We start from the raw sequence: 25,148 nt of genomic DNA on the forward strand, positions 1-25,148 counted from the left end.
TCGCCTGCCTGTAGATCATCCCTTTTGGCGGTTCAAGCGCCTCGCTCGATTTCGTCTTTTGGTTGAGTTACCGGGTCGCTTTAATCGAACAGCTAAATTACAACCTCGGTGTCACAATCCATAGATTGTAGCAGAAAAGTTGGCTTTCGCGCAGGCTATCCTCCCGACAAGTTAGCGGTGGTCTTTCGTTTGCAGGTCAAGGAGTCGGTGCAGGGTCTGCTTGGTATCCCGGACCTTTCGGTTGAAGTTGGACCAGGAAAATAGCCAGTTTCCCATTCCTGCCGTTAGACAAAGTGCTCCTACGGCATGGTCTCCATACAAAGCACTGAAGAATACTGCCAGCAGTAGGCTAATGATCGACCAAAACGCCAAAAAGAAACGAGACCCCGGAAAAAGGCTGTACTCAATGAAAAGTATGCTGCCTTTTAGGCTGGATTCAATGGTGCCATGCACGAGCGGGAGGAAACTGTCTGCACGTGTGATGACTTTTGAGAGGTGAAAACCCTTGTCTGATATGGATCCATTGAAGACAGTTTGAACCTCTTTTTCAGAAAAGCTAGGCTCTAGGAAATTAACCTTTTTGGTTACCAATGAAATTCTTCTGTTGATTTCAGTAGATGTCAGAGACGAGACGAGGATTTCACTATGTGATGGGAAGAATTTCACGCCTAGATAACTTTCGTGGAGAAAAATGGTTCAGTCCTTGACAGCAATGCAGGAAATTTCCACCTGCACGTTTTTTGGGAGACCACTGACTTCCACGGTTTCCCGTGCAGGAGGGTTTGATTTGAAATAGACTCCATAGGCCTCGTTGATAGTACCAAAATCTCCCATGTTTCTGACAAAGATGGAGCATTTCACCACATCTTGGAATCCGTATCCTGCTTTTCTTAAGACCGCCTCCATGTTTTTCATTACGGCGTGGGTTTCCTCGGTGATATTTTCGTTTATCAACTCTCCGGTTTGTGGATCCAGGGCGATTTGGCCAGAAACATACAGTGAATTGCCTGCCTTGACAGCCTGACTGTAGGGTCCGATGGGTTTGGGAGCTTCTTCGGTAAAAATGATTTCGTTGGCCATTTGTTTGGAGTTTTGCCCAAAAATACGAAATGCATATGGAAAATGAGAGATTTCAAAATGAAAATTGAACCCTCATCCAGTCGTTTCTACCAGTTTGAATCCCTCTCCGTGCAGGGTGATGATTTCTACCGTAGGGTCAGGCTTAAGTAACTTCCGGATTTTGCTGAGGTATACATCCATGCTGCGTGCGTTGAAGTAACTATCGTCTCCCCAGATGACCTTTAGCGCATGGGATCGGCTTACAGTTTGGTTAAGTTCCGAAGCCAGCAGTTTCAGTAGCTCATTCTCTTTCGAGGTCAGTTTGTGTTCGCCCAAAGTACTCTCCAGCATCTGCCGGTCGTAATGGAGGGTGAAATTTCCGAATTGATAGGTCTTCAGCGACTTGGTATTATCTTCTTTTACCCTAGTTCTCCGGAGGATGGCGGCGATCCGTAGCAGTAGTTCCTCCATACTGAAGGGTTTGGTAATATAATCATCAGCTCCGATTTTAAGACCTGAGATCACATCTTCTTTGAGGTTTTTGGCGGTAAGGTAGATGATAGGGATATCCTCCTGCACCTTTTTTATTTCCTTTCCTAGCGAGAAGCCGTCTTTTTTGGGCATCATCACGTCCAGTATACATAGTTGGTAGGTGTCTTTTTTAAACCGATTCCACGCCTCTTCACCATCTCTACACAACAAGGTTTCGTAGCCTTTCATCGTTAAATATTCCTGTAGAATATCACCCAGATTTGGGTCGTCCTCGGCCAATAATACTTTTGGTTTGCTCATTGTGTGATGGGTAGATTTATGGTGAAAACACTCCCTTTTCCTAGTTCACTCTCCACGTTGACACTGCCGTGGTGCGCTTCCACCATGGTTTTTACGTAGGAAAGACCGAGTCCAAAACCCTTTACGTCATGGATGTTGCCCGTAGGAACGCGATAAAACTTGTCAAAAATCTTTTTGAGGGCGTCTTTGTTCATGCCAATGCCGTTGTCTCGAATAGCAATCCGCACATAGCCATCAGATTCAGTAACGTAAATCTCAATCTTTGGTTTTTCGGGGCTGTATTTGTTGGCGTTGTCCAACAAATTGTTCAGTATGTTTGCTAGGTGAAATGCGTCCGCTTCAATGAATGGCGGATGAAAGTCGGAGCTCACTTGAATGTTGCCACCTTTATTTTCTACGATGAGGCCAAAATGAGAGCATGCATCATCAATTAATTCCAGAAGGTTGATCTTTTCAAATTTGAGCGTAAATTCTTTGCGGTCCAGTGCGGCGGCCTGGAGTACCTGTTCTACTTGCGTGCCTAAGCGCTTGTTTTCTTCCTTTATGATTCCCAGGTACCGGTTTCTGAATCGATCCTGTTGGCCGATGTCTGGATCTTGCAGCGCTTCTATTGCAAGGCTTACTGTAGAAATAGGTGTCTTGAACTCATGCGTCATGTTGTTAATGAAATCGTTTTTGATATCCGAAACCTTTTTCTGGCGGTATATTACGCGTATGGCGTACACGAAGCAATAAATGATGATGGCAAGAAAAAGCAACGAGCTTGCTAGAGGTATCCAAATTTGCTGCAAAAGATAGTTTTTTTCGAATGGAAAGTTGATGACCAGAAAATTGGTCAGCCCTACGAGGTCGCTAGGGAACAGTTCGGCCCGAATACCGTTGCTCGCGAGTGTTTTGAGGTCATTGACGGGGCCAATACCAACTGCATGCTGGCTGTTTTCTAGAATAGCTAGTTCAAACGGCGTATCAATTCCGCGCCGCAGAAGTTGTTCTTTGATTTCCTGTTTGACCAGTGTAGTATCTAATCGGCTAAAGATGTCCCGCTGGCTTTGGCTGAGTAGTTGATGAACGACCACTTCGACCAAACCAATCTTCATGTTTGCACGTACGATTTTCTCAGCTACATCTCTGGAGACGTTGTATTCCTCCAATATGACTTCTTGTCGGTAGGAAGCAAAATTACGTTTATTGCTGTATTGGTCTTGTTTACTGATGAACTCCAAATGTTTCTCTTTTTCCTGAAGGAAAATCGCCATTTCATCGGGGGTGAAAAGGGATGACGCATCTGCGGGACTCAGCTCGAGGTATTTTTCCAACACCTGAGGATCTTCCACACCTCCTTCCTTGGTAGCTATCAACTTTTGAAAAGTGGACGAAATCTGTGGGATGGGCTGGCTAAACATGGAATCGACCATCGATGGACGCCGGATGGCCACTTGATGCCTGCGCACCTGTAGCTGAATGGGTTCTATGGGCTGAAACAGTGTCTGTTGAAATATCGTATCCCCTATCAGTGAGCTTAAGAGGATATCGCTAGTTTCTCCTTTTTCAAGCTTGTCCGCTGTGGCCATCAATGCCTGCGAGACATTTTGCTGAAAGCGTTCTCTGTTTATTTTCAATACATTGCCTACCCAGTAAAACTGAAACCCGATCAGACCAAGCGTTGCCAACGACATGATCAGTATGACTGTTTTGATTCTGGTTCTTGACATCATACAAATTTAACAGATAGGTTAAAGAATAGGAGTTTCTTAACTTTTTTTAACAGCAATCCATATCTTTGTCGATTGAAAAATTAACCCATGGAATTAACAGACCACGCTTATCGAATTCAGGGATTGGCTCTGACGGAACTTGCCCAAAAATATGGGACGCCCTTGTACGTGTATGATGGAGAAAAAATTGTTCAGCAAGTGGAGACGCTGAAACAGGCTTTTTCTGGAGTAAAGCTTAAGATCAAGTATGCCACAAAAGCTCTTTCCAACGTGAATATTCTGAAGCTGATGAAGCGTGCCGGTACGGGAGTGGATGCGGTTTCTATCGAGGAAGTAATGCTATGCCTGCATGTGGGTTTTGAACCCACGGAAATCATGTACACGCCCAACTGTGTGTCCTTTACCGAAATCCAAGAAGCCGTTGGATTGGGGGTGATGATCAACATTGACAATATACCCATGTTGGAGCATTTTGGAACCACCTATGGTGGATCCGTTCCTATTTGCATCCGACTGAATCCCCATATTTTGGCTGGAGGCAATGCGAAAATATCTGTGGGGCATATTGATAGTAAGTTTGGGATTTCTATCCTACAGCTCAAGCACGTACACAAGGTGGTGGAGGCCTATGGATTGCATGTGGTAGGATTGCATGTGCATACGGGGTCCGATATATTGGATGCCGAAGTGTTTTTAAAGGGAGCTGAAATTCTCTTTGAGGCCGCGGCGGAGTTTTCCGACCTTAATTTTCTGGATTTCGGAGGAGGTTTCAAAGTGGCCTATAAGCCGGGTGATATTTCTACGGACATGAAAGACGTTGGATTCAAGGTTTCTCAGGCCTTTCAGGATTTTTGCGCTTCGTATGGAAAAGAACTTGAAATCTGGTTTGAACCGGGTAAGTTTCTGGTAAGCGAGTGCGGGTTGCTTCTGGTCAAGGCCAATGTCATCAAGCCTACGCCGGCAACCACGTTTGTGGGTGTAGACTCCGGCCTAAACCATTTGATACGCCCCATGATGTACGACGCGTATCACGGCGTGGTAAACCTGTCCCGACTAACTGGCCCGGAACGGGTATACACCATCGTTGGGTACATTTGTGAGACCGATACGATCGCAGCAGACCGAAAGCTAAGGGAAGTACAAGAGGGAGATTTGCTTGCGATTAAGAATGCAGGTGCGTACGGTTTTAGTATGTCCTCAAATTACAATTCGCGTTTGCGTCCTGCAGAGGTGATGCTGCTCGGTGGAATGGATTACCTGATACGTGAGCGGGAAACCTTTGAGGATATCCTCCGGCATCAGGTTGATGTTGCGTTTTGAATTAGGTAGTAAAAAGCCATGATTCTACTAAGCGACTTCTTTCGGTTCCGATTTTTTTAAGATTGGCACTCTAATGTAAATAGTTGGTATCTGAACGACGGGCCTGTTTGGCCCGTCTTTTTTTTGGTTCATATCGGCTTATTTGTTGTTCGATCAAATAGCGGCAAAAGCGCGGAATTTTTTTGTTAGAATATTTTGGATATTACAATAATATTTAATTTATTATTGAAGTAAGCATATAATTAGATAAATCAATTATGTGTATTTAAAAAACATAAAATAATATTTCAATAGGTGAAATACATATTTGTTAATTTGTAAAGCAAAATGTTAAATGAAATCGGTAAGGGTGAAGAGATAGGAATCGCTACCGATGCTTGTTTTTGTAAGCAACGTTGCTGATAGGCATGTGAATGGTGAGAAGCTGCAAATCCAAATTGTAGTTTTTATTTAACTAGGTAGTAAATCCGTATTGTCACACTTAAAAAACAAAAGTAAGATGTCACTGATGGCAGTAAAATCCAAGGCTATAATGCAGATCCAGTTGGATCAAAACGATGCTGACCGGATTGCACAAGACCTTATTGAATATGCAGAAACATTATGTTCTGCTTTGGGGATGGATTGTGAGAAGGTTATAAAGGAACTGAAGCAAAAGGATAATATTCATTTGTTCCGTACCTTTAATAGGTATTTCGGCGACTACATTGAATTACTCGATGCCGAAAATTCGATTTTTACCGATTGAGCAAGTGTGCTCTAAGTTTTTCCGTTTTTTTCGATGAATGAAAACTGCCCGGATTCGTCCGGGCAGTTGTTTAAACAATTATTCCCATATAGATAGTTATACGTTTAAAGCGTTTACATTAGCAATATGGGCAATAAGCTTCGATTACTTTTAGGCGATCAGCTGAACTATTTGCATTCTTGGTTTAAAACCCCGGATCCGGAAGTGGTTTACCTGATGATGGAAATGAGGCAGGAAACCGACTACGTAGTGCACCATATTCAAAAAGTGGTGGCGTTTTTTGCCGCGATGCGTTCTTTTGCAGGTTATATGCAGGCTAAAGGCCATGCATTCCGTTATCTCACACTCGACGACCCCGCGAATGCCCAAAACCTGACTGTAAATTTGGAAACCATCATCGAACGGGAGCAAATCAGTTCGTTCGAATATATGCTGCCCGACGAGTACCGGCTGGATCAGCAGTTAGATCAGTTTTGCCGAGGTCTGCAGATTCCTTGGCGCGCGTGGGATTCCGAGCATTTTATTACCGAGAGGGAGTTCTTAAAGAAGTTTTTTCATGGCAAGAAGACTTTTTTGATGGAAAGCTTTTACCGACAACTGAGAAAGCAGCATTCCGTGCTAATGGATGGGTCACTGCCGCAGGGCGATCGGTGGAATTTTGACTCTGAAAATAGAGGGAATATTTCTGATGTTAGTGAGGTGCCGGAGTTGATTCAGTTTTCCCATCATGTTGATTCACTCGTCACCATGCTAAAATCCTGTGATGTGAAGACCTTAGGAATGCTTCCTGAAACCGGACTTGATTGGCCGATTGGTAGGGAGGATAGCTTGGCTGTTCTGGATTTTTTCTGTGAAACGTTGCTCCCCTCCTTTGGGAAGTATCAGGATGCCATGCATACAGATAGCCGGTTTTTATTCCATAGCAAATTGAGTTTTGCGTTGAATACCAAGATGCTGGCTCCTTTGGAGGTGATTCGAAGGGTGGAGTCTGTATGGTCCAATGACCCCGACATGTACCCTTTGGCGGGGGTAGAAGGTTTTATTCGCCAGATTTTGGGATGGAGAGAGTACATGCGGGGAGTATATTGGGCGCGTATGCCGGAATATGCTGAATTAAATTTCTTTGGTCATACTCGCTCCTTACCACGATTTTTTTGGACTGGAGAGACGAAGATGAACTGTATGAGCCACGCCATAAACCAGTCACTTCAAAGCGCCTATGCCCATCATATTCAGCGGTTGATGGTTACCGGGAATTTTGCGCTATTGGCCGGGATAGCCCCTGACGAGGTGGACGCTTGGTATTTGGGGATTTATATAGATGCCATCCAATGGGTGGAGATCACAAATACCCGAGGCATGAGTCAATATGCAGACGGTGGCCTTGTGGGTACCAAACCCTACGTTTCCAGTGCTAACTACATCGACAAGATGAGTAACTACTGTGGGTCCTGCTATTATGACAAGAATAAAAAACTGGGTTTTAGGGCCTGTCCCTTCAACAGTCTCTATTGGGCATTTTATGAAAGGCATCGCCCACTGCTGGAGAAAAATCCGCGCATCGGATTCGTGTACCGGACGCTGGACCGGATGAAAAGCAAGGAGGAGATACTCGCTCAAGCCGAATTCTATCTACAAGACCTAAACTCCCTGTGAGTGGTTTATGAAAATCTGGAAAAGAGGTTGATCAGTTTTTGTTTTTTCAACGAAAACGGCGGGTAAAGCGACTTGATCGGGTTAAAGCGCCCCGATTGTTTCAAAACTGCTTTTTCATTCGAAAACGCCAAAAACCCGAAGTGCCCGTGTGCTTTGCCGATTCCGCTCGTGTTGATGCCGCCAAATGGCAAATTGGGATGTCCAAAATGCACGGCACAGTCGTTTTCTACCAATGCCCCGCTACTGGTCTTGGCGGAGATTTGGTCGCTGATATACGATTCCTGGGAAAAAACATAAAGAGCCAATGGTTGGGGGGTGTTGTTGATCTGAAGAATTGCCTCGTCCAGTCCGTTGTAGCTGATGATTGGCAGTATAGGACCGAAAATTTCCTCCTGCATGATTCGCATATCTGTCTCAAGGCCGGTGATTACGGTGGGTGAGAAGAACTTTGTGGAAGGGTCCATTTCCCCTCCAAAAACTATTTCAGCACCAGCTGCGGTGGCATCTTCCAAAAGTGTACGAAGGCGTGTCCAATGGTTTGTGTTGATAATTCTGGCATAATCCGAGCTTTTTGCGATTCCTTTACCTGTTGGATTGAGCAGTTTGTTAAAGGCGGCGGCAAGTTTTTCGAGAAAGGGTTGGTACACGGATCCATTGACTAGTATATAATCAGGCGCGATGCAGGTTTGTCCACAATTGATGGATTTGGCCCAGGCGATTTTTAGTGCCGCATCCTCCAAATCACAGCTTGCATCGACCACTACAGGGGATTTGCCGCCAAGTTCCAACGTGATCCCGCTAAGATGCTGGGCGGCTGCTTTCATCACCTCCTTGCCTATCCGAGGACTGCCCGTAAAAAAAACGTGATTAAATGGAAGCGCCAATAGGGATTTGGCTACTTCTGCTTCACCCAGAAATACGGCTACTTCGTCTGGGGCAAATAAATCGCTTACCATGGTCTCTATTAACTCTGAGGTATGGGGAGATAGTTCGGAGGGTTTGAGCACTACCGTGCAGCCAGCAGCGATAGCAGAAATTAGTGGACCAATGGTTAGATTGAATGGGTAGTTCCAGGGAGAAATAATCAGAGCGCAACCCTTTGGTTCGTATTGGATGTAGGACTCAGCTCCGGCGAAATGGATGGGATTACCGACTTTTGTGGTTTTCATCCACTTGGGCAGGTTGCGGATAGCATGGGAAATCTCGGTAAGTACCACGGAAATCTCTGTAATATCTGTCTCTGCAAAAGGTTTGCCTAAATCGGCAAAGACCGCTTTCCGAATTTCATCTGTATGTTTCCTGATCCATTCTTTTAAGGATTTCAATTTTTTTATCCGCATGGCAGCTGTCTCGGTTCGCAAAATCAACGCATTTTTTTGCTGTTGGGTCAATAGCTGTTCAGGGGTATATCTAAGGTTGTCGGAAGGCATATCTTTCTGTGTGTTGGATTGAGTTAAATAACCCTAATTTTCCAATAAAAAGCAAATTCGCGGATTTCTGCCGTTAGTCCCCGAATATCTAATAAATGTATAAAGCACATTAAATTATTTTTAATCGAAAAACCATTTAGTTGAAAAAATCGTTTATATTTATCGGATAACCTAAATAATCAACTAAATGTACTGGAGTATTGATGGATTGTTTCAGAGGGATATGCTTCCCGAAAAACAACGACTACGAGTTATTAAAAATTATATCAACAAGATAAACGAAGATAAAAAAAGTAAAAAGCGGGGCTAATATCCCGCTTTTTTGCTTTTACACTTTTTCTCCCTTTTGAATGAGTCCCTCGGTAAGTCTGTTCAGCGCTTCGACTTTGTATTCAAAATCTCCTTTTAGGGTTTCCCTGTATTTGTGGATATTTTCTACCATCTCATTGATGTCTTCGGGAATGATTTCTTCGAGCAGTTGTCGGAGTCGTTTTGCCGTAGTGGGGGATTTCCCGTTGGTGCTGATAGCGATTTTCACATTGCCCTTGGTCACTATGCCTCCAAGGTAAAAATCGCAGCAGTCCGGGGTGTCGGCCACATTTACGAGGATGGACCTTTCTTTGCAGTCCTTGTAGATGGTTTCGTTCACGTCGGGAAAGTTTGTCGCCGCGATCACCAAGTGCCTGTTTGCTAAGTAATCCGGGTGATAGGAATCTTCGATGAGTTGGATGTTCTCCTTGTTTCGCACCAAGTCACGTACGGCTTCCGAGATCTCTTTGGACACAACGGTCACACGGGCATTGGGACTGGACTTCAGCAGAAAGGTGAGTTTTTCCAGACCCACGAATCCAGCGCCTACCAGTAGGGTGTCCAACTGGGATACTTTTAGGAATACGGGGTATAGTTCGTTCATAAGGTTTCGTTCGGTTAGGCGTAGCGTCTGCTAAGGACGACTTCTTGGTAACATTCCATCAGCTTGGGACTTTCTTGCACTACTTCACCAATGATAATTACCGCAGGAGAAGCGATCTGCTGATCAGCTACTTTAGAGGCGATGTCGTCCATTATCCCAGCTGCTACCTTTGCTTCCTGGGTAGTGCCGCTTTGGATGAGGGCTATAGGCATATTGCCTAGTCCCAGACGTTGGTAAATCCCAATAATTTCCTCCAGTTTGCCTGTGCCCATCAGTATCACCACGGTTGCCGTAGACTGAGCTGCCAACTTGACATCGGTCGAAAGCTGTCCCGATGAAGTGGTCCCGGTTATAACCCAAAAGCTTTCGGATACTCCCCTTTTGGTGACTGGGATACCAACTGATGCAGGCACGGCCACCGAAGAGGAAATACCGGGAATCACTTCCGTCTGAATACCGAATCGGTGTATGTAGTCAATTTCCTCAGCGCCTCTGCCAAACACAAAGGGGTCTCCGCCCTTCAGCCGAACCACGTGTCCGTATTTCTTGGCGTAATGCACACAGAGCTCGTTGGTGTCTTGTTGTGGATTTATCCGGCTGCCGTTTCGCTTGCCCACAAAAACCTTTAAGGCCTGTTCAGGGGCATGTTGGAGCAGTTCAGGATCGATGAGCGCGTCGTAAAGCACTACATCGGCCCTGTTCAGTGCCAATACACCCTTTAAGGTGATTAGCTCAGGATCCCCCGGCCCTGCGCCAACCAAAGTTACTTTCGGAAGTGCTTTTTCCATTATGCGTTTACTTCTTTTGCCCGGTAAGCGTTGATTTGTTCGAAAACTGTTCTTGCGTCTGCCAAGTACTTGTGCGCAAACTGCTCCGAAGGTTCATTCGCTTTGATTTGATAGACAATGTCTGAGAAGGTTTCGCTAAGATTTACCTTTCCTGCACTTGCTAGATGTTCGTCAAACGAGCTGATGATATTGGCATAGCTGTTGGTGTTGATGCTTTCAGAGGTCAGGATGGCTTTGGCCGCATTGACCATGGCCGCATAGGTATGGTAGATGCTGTCAGACCATTTTCCGGCCTCCAGACTTTCTTCAGCAAGCCCCAATTTTTCTTCGGCTTCCAACATAAGGGTTGCTACCAAGTCGATTACGACACCGGCGCATTCTCCTACACCGATGGCTTTTACATACTCTTGTTCATTACCCCAATCCACAAAGTCCGCCTGAACTAGGTCGTCCGTGCTGGCAAGGGGTTTTAACAGTTCATAGAAGTACATCTGACCTTGACGTTGGTAATATTCATGGAATACCTCGTCGCTTTGTGCGTTTTCCTCGTAGTCATCCAGCAGGGCACGCAATGCTTCCGGACCACGTTTGCTGGGTATTTTGATCACTTTATCGGCAAAAATGCCCTGACCTCCACCCAATGTGGCTCCTCCTAGCAGCACCTGAAGTGCAGGTAACACGTTTTTGCCTGCCTTGATGGACATCCCCTGGAACCCGATGGATGCCATGTTGTGCTGACCGCAGGCATTCATACATCCGGATATCTTGATGGTTAGGTCGCTGTTCAGCAGGTATTGTGGGTATTCGTTAGCAATTACCTCTTCGAGTACCACGGCTGCGCCGGTACTGCTGGCAATACCCAGGTTGCAGGTGTCTGTGCCTGGGCAGGCGGTAATATCTCCTACCGTATTGTAGCCGAATGAAGCCATGTTCAACGCTTTCAATTCTTGGTAGAAGAAAGGGATGAGTGATTCCTTCACGTCCCGGATGATGATGTTCTGCCGCAAGGTGAACCGGATTTCGTTGTTGGCGTAGGTTTTTACTAGGTCTGCTAGCTTACGGGCTACGTCCGTTCGAAAGTCTCCTAAGGGAACCCGGATTCCCAAGGTGTAGAAGCCAGGTTGTTTTTGGGGGAATACGTTGGTTTTGCGCCATTTCAGGTAGGCTTCGTCCATAGGTTCGGCTACTTCTACCGAAGGAGGGTTGGGGAGGGTTTGTGCCTTTTCGTACGTTTCATGATCTATCGGGTAGGTCTTGAAAGGGAGCGCGGTTTTTTCCTCCTCTACTAACTGCATAAATGCTTCCAGCCCTATGCCGCTAATAAGAAACTTCATTCTCGCCTTCATCCGCTTGGCTCGTTCACCATGCCGGTCAAACACTCGCACCACCGCTTCTACGAAGGGGATAAGCTGGTCGGTAGGCAAAAATTCATACACCACGTCTGCGTGGCGCGGCTGTGAACCCAATCCTCCGCCCAGCAACACTTTGAATCCGCGTAGCATTTGTCCGTTTTCATTTTTAGCTACCGCGATAAACCCAAGGTCATGCAAATAGGCCAACGCTGTATCAGCTTCACTGGAAGAAAAGCTGATTTTGAATTTTCGACCCATTTCTTGGCCAACAGGATTTCTCAGCATATACCTAAAGGTAGCGTCTGCATAGGGTGTCACGTCAAAAGGCTCTAGAGGATCCACTCCGGCCGTTTCCGACGCTGTAATGTTCCGCACCGTGTTGCCGCAGGCTTCCCGGATGGTGACATCGTCTCTGTCCAATTCTGCCCAAAGGTCGGGTGTACGGTCTAAGCTAACGTAGTGGATTTGGATATCCTGCCTGGTAGTGATGTGCAGCCTGCCCGTAGAATACTCGTCGGATACTTTGCAGATACGGTGTAGCTGTTCTGAGGTGACTTTGCCATACGGCAGCTTGATCCGTATCATTTGAACTCCCGGTTGTCGCTGCCCGTAGATACCCCTAGCCAAACGTAAGCTTCTGAATTTTTCTTCGTCAATCTTACCGCCTCGGAACAGGGCTATCTTTTTTTCCAGTTCGATGATGTCCTTCTCTACCACCGGGTTTTCTATTTCAGTCCTGAAGCTTTGCATGATGCTATAATTTTGTTGATTAGGTCAGTCTTTTGTTGAATGTAATGGTTATTTCTCGATCGCAGGAGCCTGTTCGTGGAGTCCACATTCCTTATGGGAGGCTTCCCACCACCATCTGCCCGCCCGTGGATCCTCGTGGGGTTCTATGGCACGGGTACACGGTGCGCAACCGATACTAATGAAACCCTTGTCGTGAAGTGGGTTGTAGGGGATGTGGTGCTTGTGGATATAATCCAACAGCTGATCCATGGTCCAGTCCAGTAGCGGGTTGAATTTGATGATTTGATTGGCGGAATCCCATTCTAATTTACGCATTTTTTGCCGATTTTGGCTTTGTTCCGCACGAAGTCCCGTCACCCATATCTCATTGCCCGCCAAAGCTCTCTTTAGCGGTTCCACCTTCCGGATGTAACAACAGGATTTGCGGTTTTCGACAGACTCGTAGAAGCTATTAATGCCCTTTTCCCGCACGAAGGTTTCCACACTTTCCGTGTTAGGGTAATAGGTTTTGATATCTAGGTTGTATTTCACTACCGTTTTGGCGAGTAGATCATAGGTTTCGTAAAAGAGCCGTCCCGTATCCAAGGTGAAGATTTGTACAGGCAGGTTGTTTTTGGCGATTAGATGCGTGATAACTTGGTCCTCCTGTCCGAGGGAGGTAGAAAAGACGATTTTTCCCGGGTATAAATCACAAAGCAGTCGGAAACTGTCCTCGATATCCAACTGCTGAATCTGTTCAGATAGATGCGCTAGGGTTTTGTTCTCTGCCATACCAATGTTTCGTTCGTGTGATTTATTGTTCCTTCCCAGTTTCATTTTCTTTTCCTTGGAGCAAACTGGCCTCCACTGAGCTGATTACGGGAAAGGTAACAGGTTACAAAAGTACACAAAACCTACAAAAATTATAGAGTATATGGAAAAAAATTATTCGTTTTCCAAAATATCCTGCAGTGTTTTCATTTCCAGTATCTTGAGCGTTTCATCCCGGACGTTCGCCATGACCTTGTTGAGGCCGCAGGTTTCCTGATTCTCGCATTCTTCGCAGGGCTCGTAGTAGTTGAGGCTCACACAGGGAAGCAGGGCAATGGGGCCGTCTAGCAGGCGTATCACGCGAGACAGGGGGATTTCTTGGGGCTCTTTGATCAGGTAATATCCGCCGCCCTTGCCTTTTTTGCTACCCAAAAAGCCCGCTTTCTTGAGTTCCAGCAGGATGTTTTCGAGAAACTTGTGGGAAATCCCGTATTTCTCGGAGATTTCCTGAATTAAAATCGCTCCCTGCTCCTTATTTTTCCCCAAATAGATAAGGGCGTGGAAGGCGTATTTGGTCTTTTTAGATAGCATATAGTTACAAAAATATCATTTTTTGGCAAACCAAGACGGTTATATGTAAAAAAAGCACTTGGAAACTCGGGTTCCAAGTGCTCGTATTGTGGGGACAGGCTAAATGTTAGAGCATGCCAACACTTCTTTTTACAAAGTCCGTAAGATCCTTGCCGGTGAGCAGTCCCTGCGCCAACAAGGCCAAGTCAAATGCCTGCTTAGCCAATTTTGCCTGTTCTTCTTCGTTCTCTGCTTTTAGGATCTTGTCTATCACACCGTGATTGCCATTGATGGCCACTTTGTAGCTATCTGGCAGGGATCCGTAAAAGGACATCCCGCCTCCGCCTGTTTGGGCCATGTCTTTCATGCGCCGCATGAATTCGTCCATCGTTACGGTTACTGGAAGTTCTTCAGGGCTTAGGCTTTCCACTTCCACACTGTACGTTTTATTGGCGATGGCTTTTTCAAAAACCTCTTTTACCTTCGTCGATTGCTCGTCTGTAAGCAAATTGGCATAGCCGTCGTCTTTCTGGATCAGCTTCTCGGCTACATCGGAATCCACGCGTTTCAGGGAAGTTTTTTCCAGCTTTCCTTCCAGGTGTTGGATGAAATGGCTGTCAATCGGGGAATCCATCACCAACACATCGTAGTCTTTCTTATTGGCTGATTGGATGAAGGCATCCTGCTTGCTGACGTTTGTGGCGTACAGGTAGATGGTCTGATCGTTTTTGTCGGTCTGAATCGCTTTTACTTTGTCGCTGTATTCGTTCAGCGTGAAAAATGCACCGTCGGTGTTTTTCAAAAGGGTAAATTCTTTGCCTTTTTCGTAGAATTTATCCTCGCTGATCATGCCGTATTTTACAAAGAGGCCGATGTCATTCCATTTCGCCTCATAAGCTTGCCGGTCTTTTTTGAAAAGCTCCGAAAGTTTATCGGCTACTTTTTTGGTGATGTAGTTGTTGATTTTTTTCACGTTGCCGTCCGCTTGCAGGAAGCTGCGGGAGACGTTTAGCGGAATGTCCGGGGAGTCGATCACCCCGTGCAGGAGCATCAGAAATTCAGGAACGATGTCCTTTACCTCGTCTGTAATGAAGACTTGTCGGCTAAAAAGCTTGATTTTGTTGCGCTGTAGCTCAAATTCGTTCTTAACCTTTGGGAAATACAGGACTCCGGTAAGGTTAAACGGGTAGTCTACATTCAGGTGAATCCAGAACAGCGGATCCTCACTGAAGGGATACAGCTCTTTGTAAAATTTCAGGTAATCCTCGTCGCTTAGCTCATTGGGGGATTTGGTCCAAATGGGCGTGGTATCGTTGATGATGTTGTCGACCTCCACCGATTTCCATTTTTTCTTGCCTTCCTCGTCTTCTCCATCCTCTACACTTTCGGTTTTGGTGCCAAATTGGATAGGGACAGGCAGGAATTTGGCGTATTTGTCCAAGATTTCCTGGAGCTTAAACTTTTCCAGAAACTCCTCGGATTCGCTGTTGACGTAAAGGATCACGTCGGTTCCGCGGGTGGTACGGGTTCCGGGGCCTATTTCAAATTCCGTACTGCCGTCACAGGTCCAGCTAGCGGGGGCAGCTCCATCCTGATAGGAAAGGGTTTGGATTTCCACTTTATCGGCTACCATGAAAGCGGAGTAAAAGCCAAGTCCAAACTTACCGATGATCTCATTGGCATCCTTGGCTTCTTTGAATTTCTCTACGAATTCTGCTGCACCGGAGAAAGCAATCTGATTGATGTACTTCTTGATTTCTTCCGCCGTCATGCCCAATCCGCTGTCGGATACGGTGATGGTCTTTTTGTCTTTGTCAAAGCTTACCTTGACGGTGGTATCTCCCAACTCTCCTGCGTATTGACCCAATTGGGCCAATCGCTTGATTTTCTGTGTGGCATCCACCGCGTTGGAAACCAGTTCTCTAAGAAAAATCTCGTTGTCTGAGTAGAGAAATTTTTTGATAATGGGGAAAATATTTTCGGTATGGATCGAAATGGTACCTTTTTCCTGCATGGCTTTATATGATTTTGATTAAAACAATTTCGTTGATGAACTGAACCATCGTAATCAAGACCTGTTCCAAAATCAAAAGGGTGTCAAAATGGCAGGGTTTTAGTGCTGAATAACATCTGGAATTATTCTTTCGTCAGTTCATCAAGTCTCTCCTGAAAGTTGGGAAACGTGGGATTCCCCATTTCTATTATCCTATCCTCTCTAACCAAAAAAGAAATAAAAGACAGATTATTTTCTATAATATTCGATTTATAGAACTTTTTATCAGGATCCCAAAGGACAGGGTGTGAAAAGTTGACTTCCTTCATATGCTTGACCAATTTGGCAGAATCTTTTTCTGATACATAAAATAAGAATGCAACATTTTTATTTTCTGAAATTACAGTTTGCCAATCAAGCTCCATAGTCGAATGTGGTCCTGCTTTTTCAATGAATACGACGACTTTGTATTTATTGTCCATCCAACTACTATCAAATTTAATCGAACCGCTTGGCTCAATCACTGCCAGATCGGTTGGGAAAGCCAGTTTCTTTTCTTTCTTACCCGATCTGTTCGGGTTGCACGCGATAGTAATCAGCAACAGCAAACAAACACTGACTAGATTTACTATCAAACTGTCGGTCTTCATGGAGTATTGGATTTGGTGCTGAGTTGTAAGTCGGAATAAACCAAAATTGGATTGTCATGATTCTCGAGTTCATTTAAGGCTTCGGCAACAACTTTATTGCCATTAAATTTATCAGCATTTCGGATCAGATTTAGAGGATGGGCTGAAAAGACAATTTCACCGGAATCTGTTGTGGCAACAGGGTACTTGAAAATATCTCCCCATCCTTCCTCCAGTTTATTTTTTATGGGTTTATTTGAGTTTTGGTACGTTATCAGGTGATAGGATTGGCCTTCATTCGCTCTTTGAAAATGGACGCCTGTCAGGGAAATGGCTTTGTTTTCAAAATGATGGAGGATACTAAAAAATCCATCCGCATTTAACTGTTCAAAAGTTTGCATAATATCCCTTTCCAATAGGTCAGCGGAGAAGTTATAGCTTCCAAAGTCAAGAATAAATTTGCATTTTAGTTGTTCATCCCTAAGTTCATAGACGCGATTATTAAAAGACTCAACAAGCAAAACCGTTTCATCCATTCTATAAAGATTCCTTTCAATCATGGGTACCATCTTCCCGGAATAATCATTCTTTAAAAAACCCACTATCGTATTTCCTTCGGAATCTATTTTCGAAAGCCGGTATTGAGCAAGCGGATAATTGTAACTTGAGTAAACATAGTAGTGACTATTGATTTTTTCAAAGGAAAAACCTATAACATCCAGCTGACGCATTTCAATGACCTTTTTATCCGGTATAGAAATCACTACCACCTCTGAATAGGAGCCCTTTCCCACCAGAAGTTCTACCCCCATTTCGGAAACCGTAAAGTCATAAATCCGGCTGACTTTTCCCGGGCCTTCTCCCGTGCTGATTATTTCGCCCAAATATTGGCCCATGTAGTCAAATTGGTGCACGGCATCTCTTATTTCTTCATCAAAAATAAAAATAAAATCAGGGGTAAACTTCACCTTTATATTGTCGGATAAGTAATTGTTTCCTGTAGTCTCCAGCGGAACCAGTTTGGCAATTTTATATGGAAAAGATTTTATATCTAATTCTTGGAACAGAATATTTGAACATCCGTCGCTTTCATTTGTGTTTGTGACCGAATTCTCACATGCGGCTAAAAGTAGGAGGAATAAAAGGAGGGTGTGTTGTTGATTTATCATAATGAATGAAATATTGGTGAATAGCCCAAACATTTAGGCCATTCACCATTTGCTTAACAACTTTTACAATAATATTGGGAGCATGCCCACGCCGTATAGTCTGAAATACAATTATACGCTGTCATTTGTCCCTGACACCTTCTCATTGCTTGGTAGCAACCATTACCACTCCCCGCAATCGCCTTCTCCAAAGCCACTTCGTTTTCAGAAAACGCTGCTTCCGTACCGCTAACACCAAATTGCCATCCGGCCACCAGCATCACTGCTACAGCCCCACAGGCAGCCATTGATTTTCTTGAATTTTTAAGCCATTGTTTCATCTGTCTATAATTGTTTTTTAATGGTCAGATGGAATCTCGCATGGTTTATAGTCATCCCAGTGTGTGACGGCTACGACATGCTCGATTTCATGTTTTTTTAGATTGAAGTAAAACATTGATTTGATGGCACTTAAATTGAAAATAAAACGAGAGTTGCAACTATTACTTTAGAAAAGTTTGAAAAAACAACAAATAATCTGTTTTAAAGCGTATGCAGGAGGTTTAGGTCGAAATTTCAAATTACTTTTCCATGTCGTTTAGTTAAGCGAATATAGGTTAAAAATGTGTAGCTTGTAGGGGTATAGAGGGGGTAACCCTGAACCAGAATTAACCAAAGAGTATCGTTTAGACTTTCACAACCATATCGAACATGAGCTTGAATCAGAGCAATTTCTTAGCCGTTCAAAAGACGGCCATAAGGGGGTATTCCCAAGAAACAGAAAAGAACTTAATCTTTTTCATCATGTCCTTTAAGAGGGCCCTCCAGCGTGACCTTGACAGACTTTACGCCAAGCTGCGTGACAGTGAGTCCAACTATGGGAAGAGGCCATTGCCTATAGGCCGATAAAAGTCGAGCTGGAAAATGGCGAAGTCGAGATGGGAGGAATTCAACTAAAATTTTTCCTGACAGTTTTTGTCTTGTAAAATGAGATATCGGAGAAAAACACCTATTTTTAGTTTTTAGGATAATCTAGGAAATGAATCGGATAAAGGAAGTATTGGAGGAAAAGGGAATCAAACAGACCTGGCTCGCTGATAAGCTCGGGAAGAGCTACAACATGGTCAACAGCTATGTCCAAAATCGGCAGCAACCCCGACTGGAAGTGCTTTTCGAGATTGCCAAAATACTCGGAGTGAGCGCCAAGGATCTGCTGATCGACCAAAATGATCCTAAGCCAAATACATCGTCCAATTAACAACCTGAACCAGAACAGTGACCATGTCAGAGAATAAAAGCATCACGATGGACGGAAAGAGCCTTTCCATCGAAGCGGAAAAAATAAACGCATTGAAGGAGATTTTACCTGAGGTTTTTACGGAAAACAAAATAGACTGGGAGAAGCTTAAAGCCGCCCTTGGGGAAAATATCAACTTCTCCAACGAACGCTATGTGCTCAACTGGGCGGGAAAAAGCGATGCCTTCAAAGTCCTGCAAATCCCTTCTTCCAAGACCCTGATTCCCTCCAAGGAGGAAAGTGTCCACTTTGACGATACCCAGAACATCTTTATCGAAGGGGAAAACATGGAAGTGCTCAAGGTGCTGCAAAAAAGCTACTTCGGCAAGGTCAAGATGATCTACATAGACCCGCCTTACAATACCGGCAATGATTCCTTTATCTATCCAGACAAGTTTTCCGAAACCAAGACCGACTATGAAAAGCGGGTAGGCGACAAAGACGAGGACGGCTATATGACTAGGGACGGGATGTTCAAAAAGAACAGCAAGGAAAACGGGCAATACCACAGCAACTGGCTCAATATGATGATGCCCCGCATGTATCTGGCCAAAAACCTGTTACGTCAGGATGGGGTGATTTTTGTGTCCATAGACGACAATGAAGTACATAATCTGAGACTGTTGATGAATGAAATTTTTGGGGAGGAGAATTTTGTGGCGCAATTAATTTGGAAAAGTAGACAAAATAAGGACAACAGAACGGTTACTGGCGTCTCGATAGATCACGAATATATTTTATCTTATTCAAAAAGTAACGATCGTCGCAGTTTTAGGGGTACATCAAGAAAAATAGACACTTACTCTAACCCTGATAATGATCCGAGAGGCGTTTGGGCTAGCTCAAATATGGCAGGTCTGAAAGATGAAGCAAGCCGCCCAAATCTTCATTATGATTTAATAAACCCTCTGACGAATGTTAATTATGGTCGTCCTAAAATGGGATGGAGGTATGATCAGAGAACTATGTCTAGGCTTATTTCTGAAGATAGAATTATTTGGCCAGTAGACTCTAATGGAAGACCGAGAAGGAAGGTTTTCCTTTCAGAGATTAATGAAGTTTTGCCTGGTTTTTCCTCTTTTGTTGGGGCTGAGATATTCACTAGAGACGGAACTAAAGAGATAGATGTATTATTTGAAACTAGATATTTTGATTTTCCAAAGCCAAGTAGACTGATTGGTGACTTGATTTGCCAAACTTCTGCTCAGTCTGATATCATTTTAGATTTTTTTGCCGGATCAGGAACAACTGCCCAAGCAGTAATGAAATTGAACAAAGAAGACGGAGGAAACCGAAAATATATTTGTGTCCAGCTTCCTGAGCTTTGTGAGGAAAAAAGCGAAGCTTTTAAAGCAGGTTACAAAACCATAGCCGATATCTCCAAGGAGAGAATCCGAAGAGCCGGGAAGAAAATCAAAGAAGAGATAGCAGAGGAAATCACCCAGCTAGAATCCAAAATCAGCAAGCTGGAAGGGGAACTGCCTACGGAAGAAACCAAGGCTGAAATAGCAAATCTAAAAGCCAAAGTCCAGCAACTGCAAGCACAGGACTTGGGCTTTAAAGTTCTGAAACTGGAAGAGAGCAACTTCAAGCAATGGAGGCAGCTGGAAGGCCATGATCCCCAGGCGCTGGCCGAGCAGATCAGGCTCTTTGTGGACCCGGTGGCCGAATCCGCCACGGTGGAAAATATGGTCTATGAACTCCTGCTCAAAAGCGGCAAAGACCTGAACAGCAAAATAGAAAAGGAAGGGGCTGTCTATAAAATCAACGGCAAGGAACTGGTCTTGCTTCTGGAAAAAGCCACCGAAGAGATCATCCATAAAGTCACCGCAGCCAAACCTACCAAGGTCATCGCCCTGGATAGGTTGTTCAAGGACAATGACCAACTCAAAACCAACACGGTACTGCAGATGCGGGATGCGGGCGTGGAGTTTAAAACGATTTGATTTGGGAAGGATGATTTAAAACCCAAATCAAAAATCTTAAAACAGAATTCATCAATCATAAATTCGCAAACTGAAATCAAAAACCTAATGAGGGAGGCGAATGAACTGGTGTCCATTTTCGTAAGTTCCGCAAAAACGGTAAAGACACGACTCAATCATAAATCCTAAAACCAAGATCCTCAATCAAGAATGGAGTTAGAACTATACAGGTCCCTTTTGGGAGATATCAAGCAAAGGATACTTAAAGCCCAAATTAAGGCTGCCCTGGCGGTAAATTTCGAAATGATTTCCTTGTATTGGGAAATAGGAAAGTCCATTGCCGAAAAGCAGGAACAAAAAGGCTGGTCTGCCGGAGTCATTCCCAAACTGGCAAAGGATCTAAAGAGAGAGCTTTCAGACCTTAAAGGGTATTCTGAAAGAAACCTCGGCAGAATGCTGGCCTTTTATAGGGAATATCCTGCCCGATCAATTTTGCCACAGCTTGTGGCAAAATTGCCATGGGGACATAATATCCTCTTGATAGAGAAGATCAAGCAAAAAGAACTCAGGTTCTGGTATGCAGGGCAATGTATAGAGAACAATTGGAGCAGGAATGTGCTGGATATGCAGATTAAGTCCAACCTGTTTGAGAGACAGGGCAAGTCCGTCAATAATTTCAAGACGACCTTACCGGAACCATTGTCCGACCTTGCGCACCAAACGCTAAAGGACCCGTATATTTTTGATTTTCTGTCCATGGATGTTCAGTATCGGGAGCGGGATATTGAAAATCAATTGATAAAACACATCACGCAGTTTTTACTGGAACTGGGCAAGGGCTTCGCCTTTATAGGCAACCAGTTCCATCTTCAGGTCGGTGATAATGATTACTACCTTGACCTTCTTTTTTACCACACCAGGCTAAAATGCTATGTGGTAATCGAATTAAAGAACACCAAATTCATTCCTGAATTTGCCGGTAAACTTAATTTTTATTTGTCGGCTGTAGACAGTTTGGTAAAAGATCCATCGGACAATCCCACAATCGGAATACTACTGTGTAAGGACAAAAATAACATTGAGGTAGAATTTGCCCTGAGAGATCTTAACAAGCCCATGGGAGTAAGTGAGCTTAAACTGGTGGAAGATCTGCCCGAAAATCTGAAAAGCAGTTTACCTACCATTGAAGAAATAGAAGTTGAATTCGATAAAATCAAATAATGAAATCGAGCATGACGCAAGCGACACACACTGGGATGACTATGATACATGCGAGATTCCATGTGACCGCTGAAAAAACAATTATCGACACATGAAATCGAGCATGACGAGATCGTCACACACTGGGATGACTATAAACCATGTGAGATTCCATCTGACCATTAAAAATCAATTATAGACAGATGAAACTATCCTTTGAATCAAATCTGGCCTATCAGCAGGAAGCCATCAAATCCATTACGGATTTATTTGAGGGACAGCCCATGGAAGATGCTGTAATTGAATTCAAACTAAAGGAAGATGGTACCCTCAACTTGATCAATGGAGTAAGTAACAACCTGGTCTTATCCGAAGAACAGATCCTGGAAAACCTGCAACGCATTCAGGCGGGCAATGACATGGAGGTTTCCGGCAAATTGGACGGTATGCACTTTTCCGTGGAAATGGAGACCGGGACGGGGAAGACCTATGTTTACCTGAGAACGGTATATGAACTGAATAAGCTGTATGGATTTAAAAAGTTTGTCATCGTGGTGCCGTCCGTGGCCATCCGGGAAGGGGTGTTGAAAAACCTGGAAATTACCCATGAGCATTTCCAGACCCTGTATGACAACGTCCCGATCAATTTCCAGGTCTATGACAGCTCAAAAGTGTCCTCACTGAGGGGCTTTGCCACGACCAATAACATGGAGGTTTTGGTAATCAATATTGACTCCTTTGCCAAGGATGAGAATATCATCAACAAACCCAATGACAAGCTGAATGGTCAGATGCCAGTGGAGTTTATACAGGCAAGCAACCCAGTTGTCATCGTGGACGAACCTCAGAATATGGAAACGGAAAAGCGGATTGCGGCTATCGAAAAACTCAACGGGCTTTGCACGCTGCGCTATTCCGCTACTCACCGAAATTACTACAACCTAACTTATAGCCTTAATCCCGTAAAAGCCTACGATTTGGGATTGGTCAAGCAAATAGAGGTGGATTCCGTGATGGAGGAGAATGCCTTCAATGATGCATTTGTCTCGGTGGACTCCATCCAAGCCACTAAGACCAAGGTAACGGCAAAGATTATCATCAACAGCAACGAAAAAGGCGGAGTCAAAAAGAAAAGCCTTAACATAAAGGTAGGCGACGACCTCTATAAGCTCTCCAACGAGCGGGAGGTCTATTCCGACGGGTATATCATTGAGGAAATTGATGCTGTGAATCAATGCATTTCACTTTCCAATGGAAACCTGTTATACAAGGGAGACAGTCAGGGTGGATTGACGGACGAGGTGATGAGGTTCCAGATCCGGAAAACCATTGAGGAACACCTTAGAAAAGAAAAGCGGCTGAATAAATTAGGTATCAAGGTGCTTTCTCTCTTTTTTATCGACAAAGTGGCCAACTACCGACAATATGATGCGGCAGGAGATCCAGTAAAGGGAAAGTTTGCCGAATGGTTTGAGGAAATCTATGCCGAGTATATCGCCAAACCCGCCTTCAAAGAATTGGACAGGTTTCCGGTGGAGGACATCCACAACGGCTATTTTTCCCAAGATAGCAAAGGAAGGATGAAGGATACATCCGGGGAAACCAAAGCGGACGACGATACCTACAGCCTGATCATGAAAGACAAGGAGAGGTTGCTGGGGCTGGACAATTCCCTCCGTTTTATCTTCTCCCATTCCGCATTGAGGGAGGGTTGGGACAATCCCAATGTCTTCCAAATATGCACCTTGAATGAGACCAAATCCGATATCAAGAAACGGCAGGAAATAGGCAGGGGACTGAGACTGGCCGTTGACCAGGACGGAAAAAGACCCTACGACCGCAACATCAACCGCCTGACTGTTGTGGCGAACGAATCCTATGACGACTTTGCCAAGGCGCTGCAAAAGGAAATCGAGGAAGACTGTGGGGTGGCCTTTACCGGAAGGGTGAAAAACAAGCAAACCCGTACCGCCGTCAACTACCGGAAAGGCTTTGAGGCAGATCCCCGGTTTCTGGAAATATGGGAGAGGCTAAAGAAGAAAACCACTTACAAGGTGGACTACAAGACCGATGAATTGGTCGGGCGGGCTGCGAAAGCATTAAAGGAACTACCGGCCATTCACGCTCCCTCCATCCGCTCCACCAAGGTTCAGATCAGCATGACGGATGGGGGGATAGATACCCTGTATGCCGGAGATAAGCTGGAATCCTACGGAGGATATACCTGGAAAATCCCGGATGTATTGGGCTATATCCAAAGCAAGACAGAACTGACCAGGTCCACTATCGAACAGATCCTGACGCAATCTGACCGGATCGGAGACATTTTAGTCAACCCCCAACTATTTCTTGACCTGGCCATTCAGGCTATCACCAGGATCTTGCATGGCCTGATGATCGATGGGATCAAATACCAGAAGATCGGCAGTACGGAATACGAAATGTCCCTGTTTGAAGCCCAGGAGTTGGAAATCTATCTGAACGACTTCTCCTACAAGGTGAAAGATGCCAGTAAGACCATCTATGAAGAGTATGTCCCACTGGATTCAGGTGTGGAGAGCCGATTTGCCCAAGACTGTGAGAGCAGTGAGCAGGTAAAATTCTATTTCAAGCTCCCCAACTGGTTCAAAATACCGACTCCCATAGGAAATTACAATCCTGATTGGGCGGTGGTGTTTGAAGGAGAGGAGAAAGTTTACTTCGTTGCAGAGACCAAGGATACCGGAACGCCTTATGTTGACCTCTACAAGCTAAGCGCCGACGAACAGCTAAAAATCAAGTGCGGCAAAGCACATTTCAATGAATTCAACGACCTGGAATACCGGGTGGTGAGTAAAGTGGGACAGTTGGTTAGATGATTATAGATGAAAAGCCGTCATTAATCCTTTTAGATGATTTTATTGAAGTTTTAAGCCATTGCTTCATATTTTTTTAGTTTGAAGTAAAACATTGATTTAATGGCGCCTAAATTGGAAAAAAAAGGAGAGTTGCAACTATTATTTTATAAATTTCTGAAAAAAAAATAACAAAGAATCTGTTTTAAATCGTATACGAGGGAGTTAGTTTTCAAACTTTGAAGGGTGGAACGATTTCGTTAGTTTTCTAAGTGATAA

General features: G+C 44.5%; 22 protein-coding genes. 8 read left to right on the forward strand and 14 right to left on the reverse strand.

Annotation, left to right across the window (positions count from 1 at the left end; genetic code table 11):
- Positions 1-171: 171 nt before the first annotated feature.
- From JJU34_RS20275 to JJU34_RS20290, 4 genes are all read right to left on the reverse strand, one after another.
- Positions 172-591 carry a hypothetical protein gene (locus JJU34_RS20275; protein WP_228694256.1) on the reverse strand — a complete coding sequence of 140 codons (420 nt, stop codon included), beginning with the start codon at positions 589-591 and terminating at the stop codon, positions 172-174.
- Between the two features lie 105 nt (positions 592-696).
- The gene (locus JJU34_RS20280; RefSeq protein ID WP_228694257.1) at positions 697-1,080 is read right to left on the reverse strand and encodes a RidA family protein; all 384 of its coding nucleotides are present in this window, start codon (positions 1,078-1,080) and stop codon (positions 697-699) included.
- Between the two features lie 72 nt (positions 1,081-1,152).
- Positions 1,153-1,851 (reverse strand): response regulator transcription factor, encoded by a 699-nt coding sequence (locus JJU34_RS20285; protein ID WP_228694258.1) that lies wholly within the window; start codon positions 1,849-1,851, stop codon positions 1,153-1,155.
- Positions 1,848-3,566, reverse strand: coding sequence for a HAMP domain-containing sensor histidine kinase (locus JJU34_RS20290; RefSeq protein ID WP_366512733.1), 1,719 nt, complete (start codon positions 3,564-3,566; stop codon positions 1,848-1,850). The genes JJU34_RS20285 and JJU34_RS20290 overlap by 4 nt, the downstream gene beginning before the upstream one ends.
- An 87-nt stretch (positions 3,567-3,653) precedes the next feature.
- On the opposite strand from JJU34_RS20290, the gene lysA reads away from it, so the two are divergent.
- The 3 genes from lysA to JJU34_RS20305 all read left to right on the forward strand — a co-directional run bounded on the left by lysA (position 3,654) and on the right by JJU34_RS20305 (position 7,290).
- The gene (gene lysA, locus JJU34_RS20295; RefSeq protein ID WP_228694259.1) at positions 3,654-4,886 is read left to right on the forward strand and encodes a diaminopimelate decarboxylase; all 1,233 of its coding nucleotides are present in this window, start codon (positions 3,654-3,656) and stop codon (positions 4,884-4,886) included.
- A gap of 508 nt (positions 4,887-5,394) precedes the next feature.
- The gene (locus JJU34_RS20300) at positions 5,395-5,634 is read left to right on the forward strand and encodes a hypothetical protein (RefSeq protein ID WP_228694260.1); all 240 of its coding nucleotides are present in this window, start codon (positions 5,395-5,397) and stop codon (positions 5,632-5,634) included.
- A 126-nt stretch (positions 5,635-5,760) separates the two neighbouring features.
- A complete protein-coding gene (locus JJU34_RS20305) occupies positions 5,761-7,290 on the forward strand; it encodes a cryptochrome/photolyase family protein (protein WP_228694261.1) in 1,530 nt (509 codons plus the stop codon).
- A 5-nt stretch (positions 7,291-7,295) separates the two neighbouring features.
- On the opposite strand, the gene JJU34_RS20310 is transcribed toward JJU34_RS20305, so the two are convergent.
- The 10 genes from JJU34_RS20310 to JJU34_RS20355 form a co-directional block, all read right to left on the reverse strand.
- Complete coding sequence (locus JJU34_RS20310; protein ID WP_228694262.1) at positions 7,296-8,720, reverse strand: aldehyde dehydrogenase family protein; 1,425 nt, start codon at positions 8,718-8,720, stop codon at positions 7,296-7,298.
- Positions 8,721-9,048: 328 nt separating this feature from the next.
- Positions 9,049-9,633 carry a bifunctional precorrin-2 dehydrogenase/sirohydrochlorin ferrochelatase gene (locus tag JJU34_RS20315; RefSeq protein WP_228694263.1) on the reverse strand — a complete coding sequence of 195 codons (585 nt, stop codon included), beginning with the start codon at positions 9,631-9,633 and terminating at the stop codon, positions 9,049-9,051.
- A gap of 14 nt (positions 9,634-9,647) precedes the next feature.
- Positions 9,648-10,421 (reverse strand): uroporphyrinogen-III C-methyltransferase, encoded by a 774-nt coding sequence (gene cobA, locus JJU34_RS20320; RefSeq protein ID WP_228694264.1) that lies wholly within the window; start codon positions 10,419-10,421, stop codon positions 9,648-9,650.
- On the reverse strand, positions 10,421-12,523 hold the full coding sequence (locus tag JJU34_RS20325) for a HEPN domain-containing protein (protein WP_228694265.1): 2,103 nt from the start codon (positions 12,521-12,523) through the stop codon (positions 10,421-10,423). The genes cobA and JJU34_RS20325 overlap by 1 nt, the downstream gene beginning before the upstream one ends.
- Positions 12,524-12,571: 48 nt before the next feature.
- Positions 12,572-13,294 carry a phosphoadenylyl-sulfate reductase gene (locus JJU34_RS20330; protein WP_228694266.1) on the reverse strand — a complete coding sequence of 241 codons (723 nt, stop codon included), beginning with the start codon at positions 13,292-13,294 and terminating at the stop codon, positions 12,572-12,574.
- 153 nt (positions 13,295-13,447) lie between these two features.
- Positions 13,448-13,864, reverse strand: coding sequence for an Rrf2 family transcriptional regulator (locus JJU34_RS20335; RefSeq protein WP_228694267.1), 417 nt, complete (start codon positions 13,862-13,864; stop codon positions 13,448-13,450).
- A 106-nt stretch (positions 13,865-13,970) separates the two neighbouring features.
- On the reverse strand, positions 13,971-15,857 hold the full coding sequence (gene htpG / locus JJU34_RS20340; RefSeq protein WP_228694268.1) for a molecular chaperone HtpG: 1,887 nt from the start codon (positions 15,855-15,857) through the stop codon (positions 13,971-13,973).
- Positions 15,858-15,979: 122 nt separating this feature from the next.
- Positions 15,980-16,486, reverse strand: a complete 507-nt coding sequence (locus JJU34_RS20345; RefSeq protein ID WP_228694269.1) for a hypothetical protein — start codon at positions 16,484-16,486, stop codon at positions 15,980-15,982.
- Positions 16,483-17,667: a 6-bladed beta-propeller gene (locus tag JJU34_RS20350; RefSeq protein WP_228694270.1), complete on the reverse strand. Its 1,185-nt coding sequence runs from the start codon at positions 17,665-17,667 to the stop codon at positions 16,483-16,485. Before JJU34_RS20350 ends, JJU34_RS20345 begins: the two co-directional genes overlap by 4 nt.
- 20 nt (positions 17,668-17,687) lie before the next feature.
- Positions 17,688-17,954 (reverse strand): hypothetical protein, encoded by a 267-nt coding sequence (locus JJU34_RS20355; protein ID WP_228694271.1) that lies wholly within the window; start codon positions 17,952-17,954, stop codon positions 17,688-17,690.
- A 370-nt stretch (positions 17,955-18,324) separates the two neighbouring features.
- Between JJU34_RS20355 and JJU34_RS20360 the strand changes: the two genes are divergently transcribed.
- From JJU34_RS20360 to JJU34_RS20380, 5 genes are all read left to right on the forward strand, one after another.
- Complete coding sequence (locus JJU34_RS20360; protein ID WP_228694272.1) at positions 18,325-18,522, forward strand: hypothetical protein; 198 nt, start codon at positions 18,325-18,327, stop codon at positions 18,520-18,522.
- A gap of 130 nt (positions 18,523-18,652) precedes the next feature.
- On the forward strand, positions 18,653-18,871 hold the full coding sequence (locus tag JJU34_RS20365; RefSeq protein ID WP_228694273.1) for a helix-turn-helix transcriptional regulator: 219 nt from the start codon (positions 18,653-18,655) through the stop codon (positions 18,869-18,871).
- 23 nt (positions 18,872-18,894) lie between these two features.
- Positions 18,895-20,856 carry a DNA methyltransferase gene (locus JJU34_RS20370; RefSeq protein ID WP_228694274.1) on the forward strand — a complete coding sequence of 654 codons (1,962 nt, stop codon included), beginning with the start codon at positions 18,895-18,897 and terminating at the stop codon, positions 20,854-20,856.
- A gap of 189 nt (positions 20,857-21,045) precedes the next feature.
- Complete coding sequence (locus JJU34_RS20375; RefSeq protein ID WP_228694275.1) at positions 21,046-22,056, forward strand: PDDEXK nuclease domain-containing protein; 1,011 nt, start codon at positions 21,046-21,048, stop codon at positions 22,054-22,056.
- 182 nt (positions 22,057-22,238) lie between these two features.
- A complete protein-coding gene (locus JJU34_RS20380) occupies positions 22,239-24,893 on the forward strand; it encodes a DEAD/DEAH box helicase family protein (RefSeq protein ID WP_228694276.1) in 2,655 nt (884 codons plus the stop codon).
- Positions 24,894-25,148: the final 255 nt, after the last annotated feature.

The sequence above is a fragment of the Lunatimonas sp. genome, from assembly GCF_020832325.1.
Classification (GTDB): domain Bacteria; phylum Bacteroidota; class Bacteroidia; order Cytophagales; family Cyclobacteriaceae; genus Lunatimonas.

Excerpts from the sequence above, each read along its gene's own strand:
- JJU34_RS20300 (WP_228694260.1), top strand. The coding sequence starts at position 5,395 with ATGGCAGTAAAATCCAAGGCTATAATGCAGATCCAGTTGGATCAAAAC.
- JJU34_RS20315 (WP_228694263.1), bottom strand. The coding sequence starts at position 9,633 with ATGAACGAACTATACCCCGTATTCCTAAAAGTATCCCAGTTGGACACC.
- JJU34_RS20305 (WP_228694261.1), top strand. The coding sequence starts at position 5,761 with ATGGGCAATAAGCTTCGATTACTTTTAGGCGATCAGCTGAACTATTTG.
- JJU34_RS20285 (WP_228694258.1), bottom strand. The coding sequence starts at position 1,851 with ATGAGCAAACCAAAAGTATTATTGGCCGAGGACGACCCAAATCTGGGT.
- JJU34_RS20280 (WP_228694257.1), bottom strand. The coding sequence starts at position 1,080 with ATGGCCAACGAAATCATTTTTACCGAAGAAGCTCCCAAACCCATCGGA.
- JJU34_RS20290 (WP_366512733.1), bottom strand. The coding sequence starts at position 3,566 with ATGATGTCAAGAACCAGAATCAAAACAGTCATACTGATCATGTCGTTG.
- JJU34_RS20310 (WP_228694262.1), bottom strand. The coding sequence starts at position 8,720 with ATGCCTTCCGACAACCTTAGATATACCCCTGAACAGCTATTGACCCAA.
- JJU34_RS20345 (WP_228694269.1), bottom strand. The coding sequence starts at position 16,486 with ATGAAGACCGACAGTTTGATAGTAAATCTAGTCAGTGTTTGTTTGCTG.
- JJU34_RS20375 (WP_228694275.1), top strand. The coding sequence starts at position 21,046 with ATGGAGTTAGAACTATACAGGTCCCTTTTGGGAGATATCAAGCAAAGG.
- JJU34_RS20350 (WP_228694270.1), bottom strand. The coding sequence starts at position 17,667 with ATGTTTGGGCTATTCACCAATATTTCATTCATTATGATAAATCAACAA.
- JJU34_RS20335 (WP_228694267.1), bottom strand. The coding sequence starts at position 13,864 with ATGCTATCTAAAAAGACCAAATACGCCTTCCACGCCCTTATCTATTTG.
- JJU34_RS20355 (WP_228694271.1), bottom strand. The coding sequence starts at position 17,954 with ATGAAACAATGGCTTAAAAATTCAAGAAAATCAATGGCTGCCTGTGGG.
- JJU34_RS20330 (WP_228694266.1), bottom strand. The coding sequence starts at position 13,294 with ATGGCAGAGAACAAAACCCTAGCGCATCTATCTGAACAGATTCAGCAG.
- JJU34_RS20380 (WP_228694276.1), top strand. The coding sequence starts at position 22,239 with ATGAAACTATCCTTTGAATCAAATCTGGCCTATCAGCAGGAAGCCATC.
- JJU34_RS20365 (WP_228694273.1), top strand. The coding sequence starts at position 18,653 with ATGAATCGGATAAAGGAAGTATTGGAGGAAAAGGGAATCAAACAGACC.
- JJU34_RS20370 (WP_228694274.1), top strand. The coding sequence starts at position 18,895 with ATGTCAGAGAATAAAAGCATCACGATGGACGGAAAGAGCCTTTCCATC.
- lysA (WP_228694259.1), top strand. The coding sequence starts at position 3,654 with ATGGAATTAACAGACCACGCTTATCGAATTCAGGGATTGGCTCTGACG.
- cobA (WP_228694264.1), bottom strand. The coding sequence starts at position 10,421 with ATGGAAAAAGCACTTCCGAAAGTAACTTTGGTTGGCGCAGGGCCGGGG.
- htpG (WP_228694268.1), bottom strand. The coding sequence starts at position 15,857 with ATGCAGGAAAAAGGTACCATTTCGATCCATACCGAAAATATTTTCCCC.
- JJU34_RS20360 (WP_228694272.1), top strand. The coding sequence starts at position 18,325 with ATGAGCTTGAATCAGAGCAATTTCTTAGCCGTTCAAAAGACGGCCATA.
- JJU34_RS20325 (WP_228694265.1), bottom strand. The coding sequence starts at position 12,523 with ATGCAAAGCTTCAGGACTGAAATAGAAAACCCGGTGGTAGAGAAGGAC.